Below are 17,431 nucleotides of genomic sequence, written 5' to 3'. Positions count from 1 at the left end.
GGTGGACTGGCTCGAGGCCCTCCAGCGCCTGCGCGCGGAGGGGGCTCCCGCGGTGCTGGCCACGGTGCTCGCCGTGCGCGGCCACGCCCCGCGCGAGGCCGGGGCGAAGATGGTCGTCGGCGCCGCGGGCGAGTGGGACAGCATCGGCGGGGGCAATCTCGAGGCGACCGTGGTCGACCGGGCGCGGGCGCTGCTCGCGGCGGGGGCCACCGCCCCGCAGACCCTGCAGTTCGCCCTCAACGAGCACGCGCCCGTCGAGCACGGCCGGCAGTGCTGCGGCGGGGTGGTGGACGTCCTGCTGGAGCCGGTCCCCGCCCGCCCGGCGGTCGCCGTCTTCGGGGTCGGCCACGTGGGCCGGGAGCTGGCCCGGGTGCTCTCCCGGCTGCCCGTGCGCCTGCACCTGGTCGACAGCCGCGAGGGGCAGCTGGCCCCGGAGCGCCTCGACGGCGTCCTCGACGGCCCCGCCCAGGTGCTCCGCCACGGCGGCCCCGCCCCGGAGACCGCCCTGCGGGAGCTGCCGGCCGGGGCCCACGTGCTGATCATGACCCACGACCACGCCGAGGACTTCCTGCTGTGCGACGCCGCGCTGCGCCGCGGGGACCTCGCCTCGGTCGGGTTGATCGGCTCGTCCGCGAAGTGGGCCCGCTTCCGCGTCCGGCTGCGGGCGGAGGGCCACGACGAGGCCGCGGTCGACGCGATCCGGTGCCCCATCGGCCTGCCCGGGGTGCCCGGCAAGGCCCCGGCCGTCATCGCGATCGGCGTCGCCGCCGAGCTGCTGGGCCGGCTCGGGCCCCGCACCGGCTGAGCCGGCCGGCGCGGGGCCCGCCGCTCACCCGCCCGGGCGGTCCTGCCCGTCCCGGCGCAGGATGCGCGGGATCTGGGTGGTGTCGGTGATCTCGCCGGCCTCGATCCGCGCCCGCACGTGCTCGTATTCGTCGTCGGTGACCGCCGGCACCGGCCGGCCCTCCGCGTCGAAGAGCTCCCCGTCCTGGAAGTGGTCGCCGTCCTGCAGCGCGCTCAGCTGCGCGGAGCGCACCATCCGCGGCGGCGTCGCGGCGAGCACCGAGGCACCGGCCCGGTTGCCGGCGCGCAGCTCGTTGAACACGAGGTTGAGCAGCACGGCCATCACCGCCGCGGAGCTGATGCCCGAGTGGAAGATGATCCCGAACCACGAGGGGAACGCGTCGTAGAACGTGGGGGCGACCACCGGGATCAGCCCGAAGGCCAGGGACACGGCGACGACGACGAGGTTCATCCCCGAGCGGTAGTCCACGCGGGCGAGGGTGCGGATCCCGGAGGCGGCCACGGTCCCGAAGAGCACCACCCCCGCCCCGCCCAGCACGGGCGTGGGCACGGCCGCGACGACCCGCCCCAGCACGGGCAGCAGCCCGAGCACCAGCATGATCGCCCCGCCGGCGGTGACCACGAACCGGCTCTTGATCCCGGTGATCGCCACGAGCCCCACGTTCTGGGCGAAGGCCGTCTGGGTGAAGGAGTTGAACACCGGTGCCACGGCCGAGGAGAGCATGTCCGCGCGCAGTCCGTCCGCGATGCGCCGGGAGTCCACGCGGGTCCCCGCGATCTCGCCGACGGCCAGGATGTCCGCCGTCGTCTCCGTCATGGTCACGAGCACCACGATGGTCATGGAGACGATCGCCGCGATCCCGAAGGTCGGCAGGCCGAACGCGAACGGCTCGGGCACGGCGAGGACGGGGCCCTCGCCCACGGCCGAGAAGTCGGCCGCGCCCAGCAGCACGGCGACGAGGGTGCCTCCCACGATCGCCAGCAGGATCGACAGCCGCGACAGGGCGGCGCTGCCGACCTTCGACAGCAGCAGCACCAGGGCCAGGGTCAGGGCGGCCAGCCCGATGTTGCCGAGGCTGCCGTGGTCCTCCGCCTGCGCGTTGCCGCCCATCGCCCAGTTCGCGGCCACCGGGATGAGCGTGAGCCCGATGGTCGTGATGACCACCCCGGTGACCACCGGCGGGAAGAACCGGACCACCCGGGAGAAGAACGGGGCGAGGACCAGGCCGATCAGCGAGGCGACCAGGACGGCGCCGAAGACCTCCCGCAGGTCCCCGCCGTCCTGGAGGATCGCGAGCATGGTCGCCACACCGGCGAAGGACACGCCCTGCACGAGCGGCAGCTGGGAGCCGAAGAGCGGCAGCCCCCAGCTCTGCAGCATCGTGGCGAGCCCGCCGATGAACAGGCAGGAGGCGATCAGCAGGCCGGTGTCCGTGGCGTCGAGGCCGGCGGCCCCGCCGACGATCAGGGGGACGGCGATGATCCCGCCGTACATGGTGAGCACGTGCTGCAGGCCGTAGGCCAGGGACCGGCCGAGGCCCAGCCGCTCGTCCTCGGGACGGGCAGGCGCCGCGGCGGGTCGTCTCGTCGAGTCGCGCACGACGGGGTCCTCAGTAGTCGGTCCGGGTGGTGTTCGCGCTCCACGCCTCGAACGGCGCGGTGCGCTCCTCGAGGTCCACGGCGCGCACGGGCAGGGAGCGCTCCTCCACCGGCGTGGCGAAGTAGTCGTAGAACGCGGCGTCGTCGAAGCCGCCGGCGGCCGCGTCGTGGCGGTCGGCCGCGAAGTACACCGTCTCCAGACGCGCCCACAGGGAGGCGGCCAGGCACATGGGGCACGGCTCGCAGCTCGAGTAGAGGGCCGCGCCCGAGAGGTCGAAGGTGCCGAGCGCACGGCAGGCGGCGCGGATCGCCTGGACCTCCGCGTGGGCGGTCGGGTCGTTGTCGGCGGTGACGCGGTTGACGCCCGTGAAGCGGCGCCCGTCGGCGGTCACGACGACGGCCCCGAACGGCCCGCCGTCGGCCACGGCGTTGTCGACGGCGAGGGCGACGGCCTCGCGCAGGTGCTCGGTGGTTCCGGGCGGGACGGAGATCTGGTCGGTGCTCATGGGCAGCTCCCGGGGTGGGGGCAGCGCCGCGTCCGGGGACCCGGGGTCGTGCGCCGGTGGCGGCCGCTGCGTGGTGGCTGGTGCGGTTGCCTGGTAGATAGTCCGTCGCGGACCCGCCGTTGGCGAGATCGAGGCTACCGTGCCGTGATCCGGCTCACAACGACCGCCGCGCCCGGAGATCTGGGGCGTGGACGCCGCCCGGGGCGCGTGCTACGGTCCTGGCGACCGCGTGAGCGGTCTCCTGGATCAGCAGACAGGACCTCACTGAGCTGGCGGCGCTGCGCGCCGCCCGCGGCGAGGCCCGGGGCGGGCGGCGCCGGCGCACGACGCCCGCGACCCGAGGAGACCCCGTGCCGACCGACCCCGCCCCCGCCCGCCGCGCCCTGCTGTGGCTGCGCGAGCCCCTCGCCGTGCTCACCGGCGACGACACCGCCGACCGGGACGCCGCCGCCGCGGGCGGCGTCGTCGTCGACCCGGCCGCCGGCACGGTCGTGGAGCTCGTGCCCGCCGGCGGCACGCCCGCCGCCGGCCCGTGCACCGTCCTCGACGCGCGCGAGCACGTGCTGCTGCCCGGGCTGATCAACACCCACCACCACTTCTTCCAGACCCTCACCCGCGCCTGGGCCCCGGTGGTGGACGTCCCCCTGTTCCCCTGGCTGACCCGGCTCTACCCCGTGTGGGCCCGGCTCACCCCCGAGGACCTGCGCCTGGCCACGACCGCCGCGATGGCCGAGCTGCTGCTGTCGGGGTGCACCACCGCCGCCGACCACCACTACCTGTTCCCCGACGGCATGGAGCACTCGGTGGACGTGCAGGTCGAGGCGGCCCGCGCCCTGGGGATGCGCGCCGTGCTCACCCGCGGCTCGATGAGCCTCGGGCGCCGCGACGGCGGGCTGCCCCCGCAGGAGACCGTGCAGGAGGCGGGGACGATCCTCGCCGACAGCGCCCGGCTCGTGGCCGCCCACCACGAGCGCGGCCCCGGGGCGCGGATCCAGATCGCTCTCGCCCCGTGCTCGCCGTTCTCCGTGACCCGCGAGATCATGCGGGACACGGCCGTGCTCGCGCAGGAGCTGGACGTGCGCCTGCACACCCACCTCGCCGAGACCGTCGACGAGGAGCAGTTCTGCCGGGAGCGCTTCGGGCTGCGCACCGTCGACTACCTCGAGTCCACCGGCTGGCTCACGGACCGTACGTGGCTGGCCCACGGCATCCACTTCGACGACGACGAGGTGGCCCGGCTCGGCGCCGCCGGCGTCGGCGTGGCCCACTGCCCCAGCTCCAACATGCGCCTGGCCTCCGGGACGTGCCGGGCGCTCGAGCTCGAGGACGCCGGCGCGCCCGTGGGCCTGGGCGTGGACGGCTCCGCCTCCAACGACGCCTCCAACCTCCTCCTCGAGGCCCGCCAGGCGCTCTACGTGCAGCGGCTGCGCTACGGCGCCCAGGTCGGGGTGCGGCAGGCCCTGGGGTGGGCGACGCGCGGGTCCGCCCGGCTGCTGGGCCGGGAGGACCTCGGGGTCCTTCGCCCGGGCGCGCAGGCCGACCTCGCGATGTTCCGCCTCGACGGGCTGCGCTTCTCCGGCGCCCACGACCCCCTCTCGGCGCTGCTGCTGTGCGGGGCCGACCGGGCCGACCGGGTCATGGTCGGCGGGCGGTGGCTCGTGACGGACGGGCGGATCGAGGGCCTGGACCTCGAGGAGCTGATCGCCGCCCACACCGCGGCCGCCCGCCGGCTCGTGGGCTGAGACCGGCTCCCCGCCTCCCGCCCCGGCTAGGCTGGCGGGACGACCGATCCACCGACCCGAGGAGACCAGCGTGACCCTGACCCGTGCGGAGCGGACCACCGGCGTGCTCGAGCGCCGCCTGTTCGGCCCCGGCCCGTCCAACCCCTACCCCGAGGCCACCGAGGCCCTGGCCCGGCCCCTGCTGGGCCACCTCGACCCGGCGTTCCTGGAGATCATGGACCGCGCCTGCGAGGGCCTGCGCCAGGTCTGGGGCACCGCCAACCGGCGGACGCTGCCGCTGAGCGCCACCGGCTCGGCCGGGATGGAGGCCGCCTTCGTCAACACCGTGGCGGAGGGCGACGTCGTCGTCGTGGCCGTCAACGGCCTCTTCGGCGAGCGCATGTGCGACGTCGCGGCCCGCTGCGGCGCCGAGGTCGTGCGCGTGGACTTCCCCTACGGGCAGCCGGTGGACCCGCAGCGGGTCGCCGAGGCCCACCCCGCCCCCAAGGTCATCGCCGCCGTCCACGCCGAGACCTCCACCGGCGTCCGCTCGGACATCGCCGCCCTGGGCGAGCTCAAGGGGGACGCGCTGCTGCTCGTGGACGCCGTCACCTCGATCGGCGGCAGCGAGCTGCGCGCCGACGACTGGGGCGTGGACATCGGCTACGCCGGCACCCAGAAGTGCCTGGGCGTGGCCCCCGGCCTGGCGCCGTTCACGATCTCGGACGAGGCCTTCGACCGGCGCGTGCCGCACCCCCGCTCCTGGTACCTGGACCTGGGGATGCTCGGCGGCTACGTGGGGGAGGCCCAGGGCCGGGCCCGGACCTACCACCACACCGCCCCGACCGCGATGATCGCCTCCCTCGACGCCGCCCTCGAGCGGATCCTCGACGAGGGCCTCGAGGCGGTCCGGGACCGCCACCGGCGCGCGGGCGAGACCCTCCAGGCCGGGCTTCAGGAGATGGGCCTGGAGCTCTTCGCCGCCGAGGGCGCCCGGCTGCCGCAGCTGACCACGGTGAAGGTGCCCGAGGGCGTGGACTCCGCGCGCGTGCGCGCCCACCTGCTCGAGCACTTCTCCCTCGAGATCGGCGCCGGGGTCAAGGAGCACGCCTCGAGCGTGTGGCGGATCGGGCTCATGGGCCCCAACGCCACCGAGGAGTCGGCGGCGTTCGTGCTGGACGCGCTCGGCCGGGCCCGTTGCGGGTGCGCTAGCGCGCCGCGGGCACCGGGCGGAACCCGGCGCCGTAGTGGTCGGGGGCCAGCCGCGGCCCCTCGCCCAGCACCGTCTCGCGCAGCGTGGCCCCCGGGGCGGGCTCCTCCAGCAGGCCGCGGCGGCGCAGCTCCGGGCTGACCAGGCGGGCGAAGCGCTCGAAGTCGCCCGGCCGCACGGCGGCGTTGACGTTGAAGCCGTCGACGTCGGCCACCCGCGCCCACCGCTCCAGCCCGTCGGCGACCGTGGCGGGGGAGCCGGCCAGCACGGGCCCGCGCCCGCCGATGCTCACGAACTCGGCCAGCAGCCGCGGGGTCCACACCCGGTCCGGGTCCAGCGTGGTGAACGAGGCCAGGGCCGACCGGTTGCCGTCCGTGGTCACGTACTCCAGCGGCGCGTCCGGGTCGGCCCCGGAGAGGTCCACCCCCGTCCAGCCGGCGAACAGCGCCAGGGCCGCCTCGACGTCCACGTGGCGGCGGTAGTCCTCGAGCCGGGACAGGGCCTCGGCGTCGGTGTCCGCGACGACGACGTTGACGTTGGAGAAGACCTTCACCCGCCGCGGGTCCCGGCCCCGGCCGGCGGCCTCCGCCCGCACGGCCCGCACCCACCCGGCCGTCTGCTCGGCGGTGGGGCCGCTGAAGAACACGGCCTCGGCGTGCTTGGCGGCGAAGGCCCGGCCCCGGGTCGAGGCCCCCGCCTGGAAGAGCAGCGGGGTGCGCTGCGGCGAGGGCTCCACGAGGGCGGGGCCCGGGACGCTGAAGCGCTCGCCCTCGTGGCCGATGCCCCGCACCCGGGAGGGGTCCACGTAGACGCCGGCGGCGGGGTCGGCGACCACGGCGTCGTCGTCGAAGGAGGACTCCCACAGCCGGTAGACCACGTCGAGGTACTCCTCGGCCCGGTCGTAGCGCTCGTCGTGGGGCACCTGGCGGTCCTGGCCGAGGTTGCGGGCGGCGGAGTCCTGGTAGGAGGTGACGATGTTCCACGCCACCCGCCCGCCGGTGAGGTGGTCCAGGGTGCTCAGCCGCCGGGCGAGGGCGTACGGGTGCTCGTAGCTGACCGAGGCGGTCACGCCGAAGCCGATCCGCTCGGTGACGGCCGCGAGGGCCGGCACGAGCAGGAGGGGGTCGAGCATCGGGAACTGCACCCCGCCGCGGGCCGCGGCGTCCCCGCTGCCGCCGTGGACGTCGTACTGGCCCAGGACGTCGGCGAAGAAGATCCCGTGGAACCCGCCGTCCTCGAGCGTGCGCGCGAGCCGGGTCCAGTGCGCGAGGGAGGTGTAGTCCCGGGAGCGGTCCTCGGGGTGGCGCCACAGCCCGGGGGACTGGTGCACGGGCACGGCCATCTCGAAGGCGTTCAGGAGCAGGGGGCGGGGCTCAGACGAGGGCATCGGCGGCCTCCTCGGGTCGTCCGGGACCGCCGGCGGCCCCGGGGGCGGTGCGGCCGGCGGGGGTCCCGGCCGCGGGGGCGTCGGGGGCGGGGCCCGACCCCGTCGCGGACACCGGCTCGGGCCCCGGCGCGGACGCCGGGTCCGTCACCGGGTCGGCCGCGGCCAGGGCCGCGACGACGCTCAGCGCGGCGAGCACGCCCACGTAGGCGCAGATCAGCCACGGGCTGCCGCCGCCGAGGGCCAGCAGGGCCGCGGCGATGAACGGGGTCATCCCGCCGGAGACGATCGTGCCGACCTGGTAGCCCAGGGAGACCCCGCTGTAGCGCAGGTGCACCGGGAACTGCTCGGCGAACCACGCCGCCTGCGGGCCGTAGATCGAGTCGTGCAGCCAGTTCATGACCACCAGGTACACCAGGGGCAGCAGCACGAGCGGGCCGAGGTCCAGGAACAGGAAGTAGGGCCAGATCAGCACGGCGGTCGCCGCGGCGGAGACCACCGCGAGCCGGCGCCGGCCCCACCGGTCCGAGAGCCAGCCCCAGAACGGTCCCGAGGCCAGGCCCACGGCCGAGGCGACGAGGATCGCGATCAGCCCCGCGGAGGAGTCCCCGCGCCGGTCGGCGAGGTAGGTGAGGGTGTAGACGGTGAGCACGGAGTACAGGGCGGGCTGGACGGTGCGCAGCCCGATGGTCACGAGCACCCCGCGGCGGCCCTCGCGCAGCACCTGGCGCACGGGCGAGGTGGCCACCTCGTCGCGGGCGCGCAGCTCGCGGAACTCCTCGGCGTCGTCCACCCCGAGGCGGATGAGCAGCCCGATCGCCACGAGCAGGGCGCTGGCGAGGAAGGGCAGCCGCCAGCCGAAGGCCTGGAACTGCTCGTCCGTCAGCAGCAGCTGCACCAGGGCGAAGGCGCCGGTGGCCAGCAGCATCCCGGCGGCCGAGCCGATCTGGGTGAAGCTGCCGAACAGGCCCCGGCGGGACGCGGGGGCGTGCTCGACCGACAGCAGGGCGGACCCGCCCCACTCGGCGCCGGCGGAGAGCCCCTGCAGCAGGCGCAGGGTCACGAGGGCGGCCACGGCGAACCAGCCGGCGGTCGCGAACGTGGGCAGGGCGCCGATCAGGGTCGAGGCCACGCCCATGGTCAGCAGCGAGGCCACTAGCAGCGCCTTGCGCCCGATCCGGTCGCCCAGGTGGCCGGCGACGATCCCGCCGAGGGGCCGGACGAAGAACGCGATGGCGAAGGTCGCGAACGAGGCCAGCAGCGAGCCCAGCTCCGAGTCGGAGGGGAAGAACTGCTTGTTGAACACCAGCGCGGCGGCGGTGCCGTAGAGGTAGAAGTCGTACCACTCGATGGTGGTGCCGACGAAGGCGGAGGACAGCACCCGCTTCTTGCGCAGCAGCGACCGGCCCACCGAGGTGGAGCCGTGGGGCGCGGGCGGGGACGGCGCGACGGGGCGCGGCACGGTCATGGGATCTCCCTGGGGGCGGGCGGCTCGCACGAGACGCCGTACTTACCCGCGCGGTGGTGACACGGGCCGAATCCTCACCTGGGGCACCCCGCTACAGCGTCGAGGGTTGCCGTCCGGCCAGCCAGGGCTTCGCACCGGAGCTCATGATTCTCGGGGACGACGCTAGGGGCCGGGCCCGCCCCGCGCCCAGCCGTGCGACGACGTGTCACGGCCCGGCCCGTCATGACGTCACACTTGCGTCCGGAGCCCGCACCGGTCCCCGGCCGGGAGGCCCGCTCCTGCCCCCGCGGGGCACCGGCGCCCTGCCGCGGCGGGGAGCCGGGCTACTTCTCCCAGGGCGCGGGCACGGGGAAGTAGCGCTCCAGGAACTCGCGCATCCGCTCGGCGCGCTCGGCGGCGGGGACCTCGGGGAAGCTGCCGTCGTTGAGGCAGAACATGTCGAGCCCGCGCTTGGCCAGCAGCCGTTCCATCCGCTGCAGGCCGGCCTCGGTCGTGGTGTCCACGTACGCGGTGCGGGCGGTGTCCTGGGTCACGGCCCGCCCGGCGAGCAGCGCGTAGTAGTGGTAGAGCGAGTTCGTCACGGAGATGTTGCCCGCGGCGCGGAACCGGCTGGCGGCCGTGCGCCGGAACTCCTCCGGGAACTCCTGCTCGAGCTCGGTGACCACGCTGCGGCGCAGCGGCGCGGCGCAGTGCTCGAGGTGGCGGGTGGTGATCCGCCCGAAGCGCTCCCACAGCAGCTTCCGGTTGACCCGGGCCGCGTTCTCGAACCCGGAGCGCTCGGGGTGGCCCTCGCCCAGGCCGATGCGGGTGGAGGCCTCCACGAACTTCGTGACCCCGCCCGGGGAGAAGAACAGCGACGGGCCGATCTGGCGGCCGAAGAACATGTCGTCGTTGGAGTACAGGAAGTGCTCGGCGAGCCCCTCGATCCGGTGCAGCTGCGCCTCCACCGCCTGCGAGTTGTAGATCGGCAGCACGGAGGTGTCCTCGAAGAACTCCTCGCTGCGCACGATCCGCACCCGCGGGTGCTCGGCCAGCCAGGCCGGGGGCGCCGAGTCGGTGGCGATCCAGATGGTCCGCACCCAGGGGGCGAACATGTGCACCGAGCGCAGCGCGTACTTCAGCTCGTCGACCTGCCGGAAGCGGGCCTCGTGGTCGTCGCCCTCGCCCACGACCGCGTCCTCCATGTAGGAGGCCCGCACCCGCCGGTACTCGGGGTCGGAGCCGTCGACCCACGAGAAGACCATGTCGATCTCGAAGTCGATGTCGCTCGCGTGGTCGGCGAACATGTTCTCGATCGTGGCCCACTGCAGCCCGAAGCGCTCCACGGTCCCGCGCACGGCCTCGGCGCGGGAGACGCTGCGGCGGGTCAGGGAGTTCTCCACGGGCAGGCGGATCTCGTCCCGGCCGAACTCCCACAGCTCGATCTGCACGCCGGTCGCCGCCCCGTAGTAGAGGCGGGAGCGCTTGGCGTAGTGCGGCCGGTAGAGGCGGAAGACCCGGGCGTTGCGGCGGTGGGAGAGCTCCCCGTCGGCGAGCAGCTCGGAGGTCTTCTTCTTGGTGTCCATGGGCTTGACGTAGTACGGCTCGCCCTCCGCCGCGGCGACCAGCGCCTCCCGCAGGCGGGTGCGCTCGCGCAGGTCGACGGCGACCACGGGCCGCTCGTCGTTGCCGCGCACCAGCAGGTGGTCGATCCCGGCGGCGTCGAGCACGCCGCGCAGGAACAGCAGGTTCTCGACCATGACCTCGTACGGGGTCCGGTCGGTGATCCGCAGGGCGAAGCGGCCCTTGTAGCGCACGACGTCCTCGCGCTGCTCCAGCGCCGCCGCGGACGCGCGCGAGGCGCTGCGGAACTCGTCGCCGTCCGTCCCGTCCTCGGGGGCCGGGAAGTAGGCGGTGTCGAGCACAGTGGTGTCGATGGTGGTCTCCTCGTGGTCGGTGCCGCGGCTGCGGCGCTCCCAGGATAAGACCTCGCCCGCCCCGGCGGTCAGGCCCGGGGCTGGCAGCGCTCGCAGAACCACACGGCCCGGTCGCGGGGCGGGCCGGGGCCGGGGCGGCCGGGTCCGAGCTCGGCGTCGTCGATGCGGGCCTCCGTGATCCTCGCCCCGCAGCGGCGGCAGGGCTGCCGGCCCCGGCCGTAGACCCAGAACTGCTCCCCGCGCCGGGCCGGGCCGCCCACGGTGGAGCGCTGGGAGCGGTCGCGGTTGACGTGCAGCAGCCGGTGCGCGAGGTCCACGAGCGCCCCGGGGTCCGGGACGTCGGCGACCGCGGTGAAGGGGTGGACCCGGCCGAGGAAGAGCACCTCGTTGCGGTAGACGTTGCCGATCCCAGCGAGGTTGCGCTGGTCCATCAGCGCCGCCCCGATGCGCCGCCCCGGCACCGCCGCCAGCCGGCCGAGGGCCGCGGCCCGGTCCCAGTCGGGGCCCAGCAGGTCCGGGCCGAGGTGGCCCACGACCTCGTCCTCCCCGGCGGTGGGGACGAGGTCGAGCATCCCGAGGTCGAAGCCGACCGCCTGGGCCCGGGCCGTCTCCAGGACCGCCCGGGCCTGGTGGCCGGGCCGCCGCCACCGCGCCCCGCGCGGGTAGACGTGCCACATGCCCTCCATGAGCAGGTGCGAGTGCAGGCTCAGCGGGGTCAGCCCCTCCGGGCCGCCGTCGGTGCGCACCAGCAGGTGCTTGCCGCGGGGCACGACCTCGGTGACGGTCCGGCCGGAGAGGTCGGCGGTCGCGATCGACGGGAAGCGCAGGTCGCTGCGCACGAGCACCTGCCCGGCGAGGGCGCGGCGCAGCAGCGCGGCCTGGCGGTAGACGGTGTCACCCTCGGGCACGGGGTCCTCCTCCGGGGCGGGGCCCGGGCCGCGGCGCGCTCACCGGCGCATCCGCAGCCCGCGCGGGGTCGAGTAGAACCCGCCGGCCAGCAGGGCCTCGCGCACGGCGGTCTCGAGGGGGCCGGGGCCGAGGACCTCCGCGCCGTTGACCTTCTCCACGGTGAGCTTGTCCACGGCCCCGCGCCGGACCGTCTCGGCCACCGCGGGACCGGCGGCGGCCACGGCCGCGGCGTCGTCGTCGAAGACGAGCACCGTGCGCCCGCCGCGCTCGACGTAGAGGACCAGCGTCCCGTCGACGAGCACGACGACGGCGCCGGCCTTGCGCCCGGGCCGGTGCCGCCCCGGGGCCGCCGCACCCCCGTCCGGGGCGGGGGCGGCCACCGGCTGCGGCCACTCCAGGGCAGCCCCGTACGGGTTGGCGGGGTCGGTCGCGGCCAGGGCGAGGACCACCGGCTCCTCCGGGCGGACCTGGTCGTCGGTGCTGAACCCGCGCAGGTGGTCGACCGTGGCCGGCTGGGCGAACTGGGCGGCGCCGAGGCCCTCGACGAAGTAGCCGCGCCGGGCCCGGCCGGTGTCCTCCAGGGTGGAGAGCACCTTGTACATCGTGGCGAAGCCGCCGGGGACCTCCTCGACCGCGACCGGGCCCCTGGTCACGACCCCGTAGCGGTCCAGCAGCAGCTCGGCGGTGGCCGAGGCGCGCAGCGTGGGCTCCAGCGGCTCGGGGTCCAGGCGGGACCAGCGCCCGGCCACGAGGGGGGCGTCGTGGCGCTCGAGCACGCCGGCCCCCGCCCGGCCCGCGGCAGGGCCGCCGGGGCGCGGGCCGGTGCCGGAGCGCAGCCGGGCCGCCCCGCGCCGGACGGTGGAGCGGCCCCGCGGGGTGCGCGGTCCGTGCCGGTGGGCGGCCCGGCCGCCGGCGAGCAGCGAGCGCACCGGCAGGAACGTGTCGTTGGTGACGAGCCCGGCCCACACGAGGTTCCACAGGGCCGTGGTCAGCTCCCCGGCGGGCACGGGCTCCCCGGTCGCGTCGAGGCGGGCCAGCAGCTGGGGGAAGAACCAGGCGCCGCCGGTGCCCAGGGCCTCCAGGACCCGCCGCTCGAGGGCGGAGCCGAGGAACGCGGCGCGCTCGGCGAGGACCTCGGCCGGCGGCAGGGTGAGGGCGGCGGCCTCGCTCAGGTGCAGCGACACCCACCCGTCGTCGCCGGCGAGGGACCCGGCCCCGGCCCACAGGACCTCGCCGGAGGCGGTGAGCTCGTCCAGCAGCTCGGGCCGGTAGTCGGCCACGCGGGCGGCGAGCACGAGCGGCTCCCACGCCGAGGCGGGCACGGCCGTGCCCGCGAGCTGGTCGACGACCGTGAGCACCCCGTCCTCGCCGCGCAGCTGGTTGCCGCGGCCCACGTGCTGCCAGGCGGGCAGGAAGCGGGCGTAGACCCGGCCCGCGACGGGCTCGACTTCGCGGCGCAGCGCGGCCAGTGACCGGCGCCGGATCCGGCGCAGCACCTCGGCCTCGCACCACTCGGCGCCCGCGCGCAGCCCGCGCCCGGCCAGCAGCTCGGCGGGGCGGAACTCGCCCTCCACCACGCGCCGCTCGGCGCCGAGGCGCTCGAGGGTGGTGCGCACGACCGCCACGCCCAGGCCCAGGGCCCCGGCGGCCTCCTCGGCGGTGAAGGGCCCGTGCGTGCGGGCGTAGCGGGCCACGAGGTCGGCCAGGGGGTCCTCGACCGGTTCGACGAACGCCAGCGGCACGCCCATGGGCAGGGGCACCCCCAGGGCGTCGCGCAGGCGGGCGGCGTCCTCGATCGCCGCCCAGGACTCGACCCCGCGCAGCTGCACCCGCAGCGCCCGGTTGGCGGCCACGAGCTGCTCCAGCCAGGCCCGGGCGATCTCCTCGGGGCAGGCACGCTCCGGGTCCTCCGGGTCCTGGAGGCGGCGGGCGGCCTCGGCGGCGCTCAGCGGCCCGAGCAGGCGCAGCAGGTCCGCCGCGCCCTCGGCCCCGCGCAGCCGCCGGTCCGGGGCCAGCCGCTGCAGCTCCGCGCCCGTGCGCTCGATGACCTCCGGGTCGAGCAGCTCCCGCAGCTCGGCCCGGCCCAGCAGCTCGTTGAGCAGGGCGGTGTCCAGGGACAGCACCGCGGCCTTGCGCTCGGCCAGCGGCGAGTCCCCCTCGTAGAGGAACTGGGAGACGTAGCCGAACAGCAGGGTCCGGGCGAAGGGTGAGGGCTGCTCCGTGGTCGTCTCCACGACCCGGATCGCCCGGCGCTCCACGGCCCGGTGCAGCTCCTGCAGCGCCGGCAGGTCGTAGACGTCCTGGAGGCACTCGCGCACCGTCTCCAGGATGATCGGGAACTGCGGGTACTTCCGGGCGACGTCGAGCAGCTGGGCGGAGCGCTGGCGCTGCTGCCACAGCGGGGTGCGGCGGCCGGGGTCGCGCCGGGGCAGCAGCAGCGCACGGGCGGCGCACTCCCGGAACCGGGAGGCGAACAGCGCCGAGCCGCCCACCTGCTCGGTGACGAGAAGCTCGAGCTCGTCGGGGTCGAACAGGAACAGCTCCGCGCCGGGGGGCTCGTCCTCCATGGCCGGCACGCGCAGCACGATCCCGTCGTCGGCGGCCTGGGCGGCGCCGTCGAGGCCGTAGCGCTCCTGCAGCCGGGCGCCCACCGCCAGCGCCCACGGGGCGTGCACGGGCATCCCGAAGGGGGAGTGGAGCACGACCCGCCAGTCGCCGAGCTCGTCGTGGAAGCGCTCGACGACGAAGAGCCGGTCGGAGGGCATCTGCCCCACGGCCTCCTGCTGCTCGGCGAGGTAGGCGAGCAGGTTGTCGGCGGCCCACTCGTCGAGCCCGGCCGCGCTCAGCCGGGCCCGGGCCTGCTCCGGGGCGGCCCCGGCGACCTCGCGCACGAACCGGCCCACCGCCCGGCCCAGCTCCACGGGCCGGCCGGGGCCGTCGCCGTGCCAGAACGGCAGCTTGCCGGGCACGCCGGGGGCGGGGGAGACGATCACCCGGTCGTGGGTGATCTCCTCGATCCGCCAGCTGGAGGCGCCCAGGGCGATGACGTCGCCCACGCGCGACTCGTAGACCATCTCCTCGTCGAGCTCGCCCACCCGCCGGGAGTTCTTCCCGTCCTGCTCGCCCACGAGGTAGACGGCGAACAGGCCGCGGTCGGGGATGGTGCCGCCGGAGGTCACGGCCAGGCGCTGCGCGCCGGGGCGGCCCTCGATCGTGCCGGTCTCGCGGTCCCAGACGATGCGGGGGCGCAGCTCGGCGAACTCGTCCGAGGGGTAGCGGCCCGAGAGCAGGTCCAGGACGGCGTCGAACGCCGAGCGGGGCAGGGACAGGAACGGCGCGGAGCGGCGCACGACGTCGAGCCATTCCTCGACGTCCAGGGGGCCCAGGGCGCTCGCGGCGACCGTGTGCTGGGCGAGGACGTCGAGGGGGTTGGCGGGGATCGCCAGCGGCTCGATCCGGCCCTGCAGCATCCGCTCGACCGTCACGGCGGCGTCGAGCAGGTCCCCGCGGTGCTTGGGGTAGAGCCAGCCCCGCGAGACCTCCCCGACCTGGTGGCCGGCGCGCCCGACCCGCTGCAGGCCCGAGGCCGCCGAGGGCGGGGCCTCGATCTGCACCACGAGGTCCACGGCGCCCATGTCGATGCCCAGCTCCAGGGAGGAGGTCGCCACGACGCAGCGCAGCCGCCCGGTCTTGAGGTCGTCCTCGATCAGGGCGCGCTGGTCCTTGGACACCGACCCGTGGTGGGCGCGGGCCAGCACGGGGTCGGCGCCCTCGTAGCGGCCGTGCTGGCGGGCCGGCCCCGCGGCCGGGCCCGCCGGGGCGGTCCCCGGAGCGGGTCCGCCCCGGGGACCGCCGGCACCGTCCGCGAGCGTCTCGCGCAGGACCTCGCCGACCGGGCGCGGGGCGCCGCCGGAGGACCTCGTGCCCGGGTCCGCGGCCTCCGCTCCGGGACCGGCGTCCGCGCCCGGGTCCGCGGCGGTCCCCCCGGCGGCGTGCTCGAGGCGGAAGGCGTGGATCTCGTTGAGCCGGGCGGTGAGCTTCTCGGCCAGGCTGCGGGAGTTGGCGAAGACGATCGTGGCCCGGTTGGCCAGGACCAGGTCCACGACCCGCTCCTCGACGTGGGGCCAGATCGAGGCGCTCGCCTGCGGGCCGAGGGAGTCGAGGTCGTCGTCGCCGAAGGCCGAGCCCGCCAGGGACGGGGACGCGGCCGGCCCGCCGAGCACGGTCATGTCCGGGATGGGGACCGAGACGGTGAGGTCCCAGCGCTTCTCCGCCTCCGGGGCCACGACCGCGACCGGCTCCCGGCCGCCGAGGAACCGGGCCACGGTCTCGATCGGCTCGACGGTCGCGGAGAGCCCGATGCGCTGGGCGGGCCGCTCCAGCAGGGCGTCCAGCCGCTCCAGGGTCACGGCCAGGTGGGCCCCGCGCTTGGTGCCGGCCACCGCGTGGACCTCGTCGACGATCACGGTCTCCACGCCCGTCAGCGTCTCCCGCGCCTTGGAGGTGAGCATGAGGTACAGCGACTCGGGGGTGGTGATGAGGATGTCCGGGGGGCTGCTCAGCAGGGCCCGGCGCACCGCCTGCGGGGTGTCCCCGGAGCGCACGCCCACGCTGACCTCCGGCGCCGGGCGGCCCTGGTGGCGGGCGGTCTGGGCGATGCCGATCAGCGGGGCCCGCAGGTTGCGCTCCACGTCCACGCCGAGGGCCTTCAGGGGGGAGACGTAGAGGACGCGGGTGCCCGGCCGGGGTCCCTCCGCGGCGGCGCGGGCCCGCTGCCGCAGGCTGCCCGTCCCGGCCGGCGGCGTCTCCGCGGCCGGATCCGGCGCGGACCCGCCGGCGGGGGCGTCGGCGACGAACCGGTCGAGGGCCCACAGGAACGCGGCCAGGGTCTTGCCCGAGCCCGTGGGGGCGACGACGAGGGCGTGGTGCCCGGCCGCGACCGCCCGCCACGCCCCCTCCTGGGCGGCGGTGGGGGCGCTGAAGGCCCCCTCGAACCAGGTCCGGGTGGGCTCGGTGAACAGCCGGAGCGCGGGCTCAGCCACCGAACCCCTGGACCTCGAGCTGCTGGACGCCCGGGGCGGCGCACGCCTGCACCGGCAGGGGCACCACGACCGAGGAGGTGTTCTCGGGCGGGTAGACGCGCAGGCCCGCCGCGGGGCGGGCCCCGCAGCCGGGGTGCACGGCGGCCTGGCCGATCCGCAGGGCGGCGGTCGCGGAGCCGCCGGGGGCCAGGGTCCCCCCGGTGCCCGGCACGCCGGTGTCCCGCTCGGCGGCCGCACCGATCTGCGCGCCGGTGCCGTCCACGAAGGACACGCCGGGGTAGCCGGCGACCCGGCACGGGTCCTGCCCGGTGTTGGTCACGGTCAGCTCGACCCACACGGACCCGGCGGCCCCGCCGGCCGGTGCGGCCGCGACGTCGAGGTCGGGCAGCCGGCACACGCCGTCCGCCCGGTGGGCCCCGGCGGGCGGGATCGCGGCGGCCGAGCCCTCCGGGCGGTCGGCGGCGTTCCCGGCGGGGGCGTCCTCCTCCGCCGGGCCGTCCCCGCCCGCCGGGCCGTCCGGGCCGCCGTCCCGGTCCGTCGCGGCGCCGGTGCTCCCGTCGCCGGGCTCCGGCGCCCCGGTCCGGCCCGCGGTCCCGTCCGCGGGCTCCTCGCCGGGGGCGGACGTCCCCCCGCCGGCCGTCGGGGAGGTCCCGGGCGCCGCCCCGGCGGGGGCGGGGCCCGAGGCGTCCTCCCCGGAGGCGGTCGCGGCGGTGCCGTCCGGGGCGGGGGCCGGCTCCTCGGCGCCGCCGGCACAGGCGGTGAGGGCCAGCAGGGAGGCGAGCGCGAGCGCGCCCAGCACGGGACGGCGGGCGGAGGCCGCGGGGGCGGGCGGGGGCGGGGGGACGGCCGGGGTCATGGGGGGAGCTCCTCCT

Annotated in this window: 10 protein-coding genes, 1 pseudogene and 1 riboswitch; of the genes and pseudogenes, 3 read left to right on the top strand and 8 right to left on the bottom strand. The window is 76.5% G+C overall.

The features are described from left to right. Position 1 precedes the first annotated feature (1 nt). Positions 2-805, top strand: coding sequence for a xanthine dehydrogenase accessory protein XdhC (gene xdhC, locus AS188_RS00525; RefSeq protein ID WP_058857195.1), 804 nt, complete (start codon positions 2-4; stop codon positions 803-805). Positions 806-829: 24 nt separating this feature from the next. Here the strand turns inward: xdhC and AS188_RS00520 are convergent, their stop codons facing one another. Both AS188_RS00520 and AS188_RS00515 read right to left on the bottom strand, forming a co-directional pair. Continuing rightward, positions 830-2,404 carry a nucleobase:cation symporter-2 family protein gene (locus AS188_RS00520; RefSeq protein ID WP_083529104.1) on the bottom strand — a complete coding sequence of 525 codons (1,575 nt, stop codon included), beginning with the start codon at positions 2,402-2,404 and terminating at the stop codon, positions 830-832. Between the two features lie 10 nt (positions 2,405-2,414). After that, positions 2,415-2,909 carry a nucleoside deaminase gene (locus tag AS188_RS00515; protein WP_058857194.1) on the bottom strand — a complete coding sequence of 165 codons (495 nt, stop codon included), beginning with the start codon at positions 2,907-2,909 and terminating at the stop codon, positions 2,415-2,417. 350 nt (positions 2,910-3,259) lie between these two features. Here AS188_RS00515 and AS188_RS00510 point away from each other — a divergent pair, with 350 nt between their 5' ends. Together AS188_RS00510 and AS188_RS00505 are read left to right on the top strand one after the other, a co-directional pair. Continuing rightward, the gene (locus AS188_RS00510) at positions 3,260-4,651 is read left to right on the top strand and encodes an 8-oxoguanine deaminase (protein WP_058857193.1); all 1,392 of its coding nucleotides are present in this window, start codon (positions 3,260-3,262) and stop codon (positions 4,649-4,651) included. 70 nt (positions 4,652-4,721) lie between these two features. After that, on the top strand, positions 4,722-5,981 hold the full coding sequence (locus tag AS188_RS00505; RefSeq protein ID WP_236945017.1) for a pyridoxal-phosphate-dependent aminotransferase family protein: 1,260 nt from the start codon (positions 4,722-4,724) through the stop codon (positions 5,979-5,981). Here AS188_RS00505 and AS188_RS00500 read toward each other — a convergent pair. The 6 genes and pseudogenes from AS188_RS00500 to AS188_RS17645 form a co-directional block, all read right to left on the bottom strand. Next, positions 5,977-7,182 (bottom strand): annotated as a pseudogene (locus tag AS188_RS00500) (LLM class flavin-dependent oxidoreductase); the annotation flags it as partial. The gene AS188_RS00505 and the pseudogene AS188_RS00500 overlap by 5 nt on opposite strands. 31 nt (positions 7,183-7,213) lie before the next feature. Further along, a complete protein-coding gene (locus tag AS188_RS00495; RefSeq protein ID WP_058857191.1) occupies positions 7,214-8,692 on the bottom strand; it encodes an MFS transporter in 1,479 nt (492 codons plus the stop codon). A 33-nt stretch (positions 8,693-8,725) separates the two neighbouring features. Beyond that, positions 8,726-8,841, bottom strand: a riboswitch (SAM riboswitch). A 174-nt stretch (positions 8,842-9,015) separates the two neighbouring features. Further along, positions 9,016-10,431: a stealth family protein gene (locus tag AS188_RS00490; protein ID WP_058859626.1), complete on the bottom strand. Its 1,416-nt coding sequence runs from the start codon at positions 10,429-10,431 to the stop codon at positions 9,016-9,018. A 245-nt stretch (positions 10,432-10,676) separates the two neighbouring features. Next, positions 10,677-11,516, bottom strand: coding sequence for a DNA-formamidopyrimidine glycosylase family protein (locus tag AS188_RS00485; protein WP_058857190.1), 840 nt, complete (start codon positions 11,514-11,516; stop codon positions 10,677-10,679). Positions 11,517-11,555: 39 nt separating this feature from the next. Next, positions 11,556-16,559, bottom strand: a complete 5,004-nt coding sequence (locus tag AS188_RS00480; RefSeq protein ID WP_058857189.1) for an Lhr family ATP-dependent helicase — start codon at positions 16,557-16,559, stop codon at positions 11,556-11,558. Beyond that, a complete protein-coding gene (locus AS188_RS17645) occupies positions 16,552-17,415 on the bottom strand; it encodes a DUF4232 domain-containing protein (RefSeq protein WP_058857188.1) in 864 nt (287 codons plus the stop codon). The genes AS188_RS00480 and AS188_RS17645 overlap by 8 nt, the downstream gene beginning before the upstream one ends. Positions 17,416-17,431 lie beyond the last annotated feature (16 nt).

This window comes from Kocuria flava, from assembly GCF_001482365.1.
GTDB classification, from domain to species: Bacteria; Actinomycetota; Actinomycetes; order Actinomycetales; family Micrococcaceae; genus Kocuria; species Kocuria flava.
The sequence above is the reverse complement of the archived record's forward strand: the minus strand, read 5'-3'. Positions and strand labels throughout refer to the sequence as shown.

What these genes read in the sequence shown, in the direction of transcription:
- AS188_RS17645 (WP_058857188.1), bottom strand. Translation starts at nt 17,415, where the DNA reads ATGACCCCGGCCGTCCCCCCGCCCCCGCCCGCCCCCGCGGCCTCCGCC.
- AS188_RS00490 (WP_058859626.1), bottom strand. Translation starts at nt 10,431, where the DNA reads ATGGTCGAGAACCTGCTGTTCCTGCGCGGCGTGCTCGACGCCGCCGGG.
- AS188_RS00495 (WP_058857191.1), bottom strand. Translation starts at nt 8,692, where the DNA reads ATGACCGTGCCGCGCCCCGTCGCGCCGTCCCCGCCCGCGCCCCACGGC.
- AS188_RS00515 (WP_058857194.1), bottom strand. Translation starts at nt 2,909, where the DNA reads ATGAGCACCGACCAGATCTCCGTCCCGCCCGGAACCACCGAGCACCTG.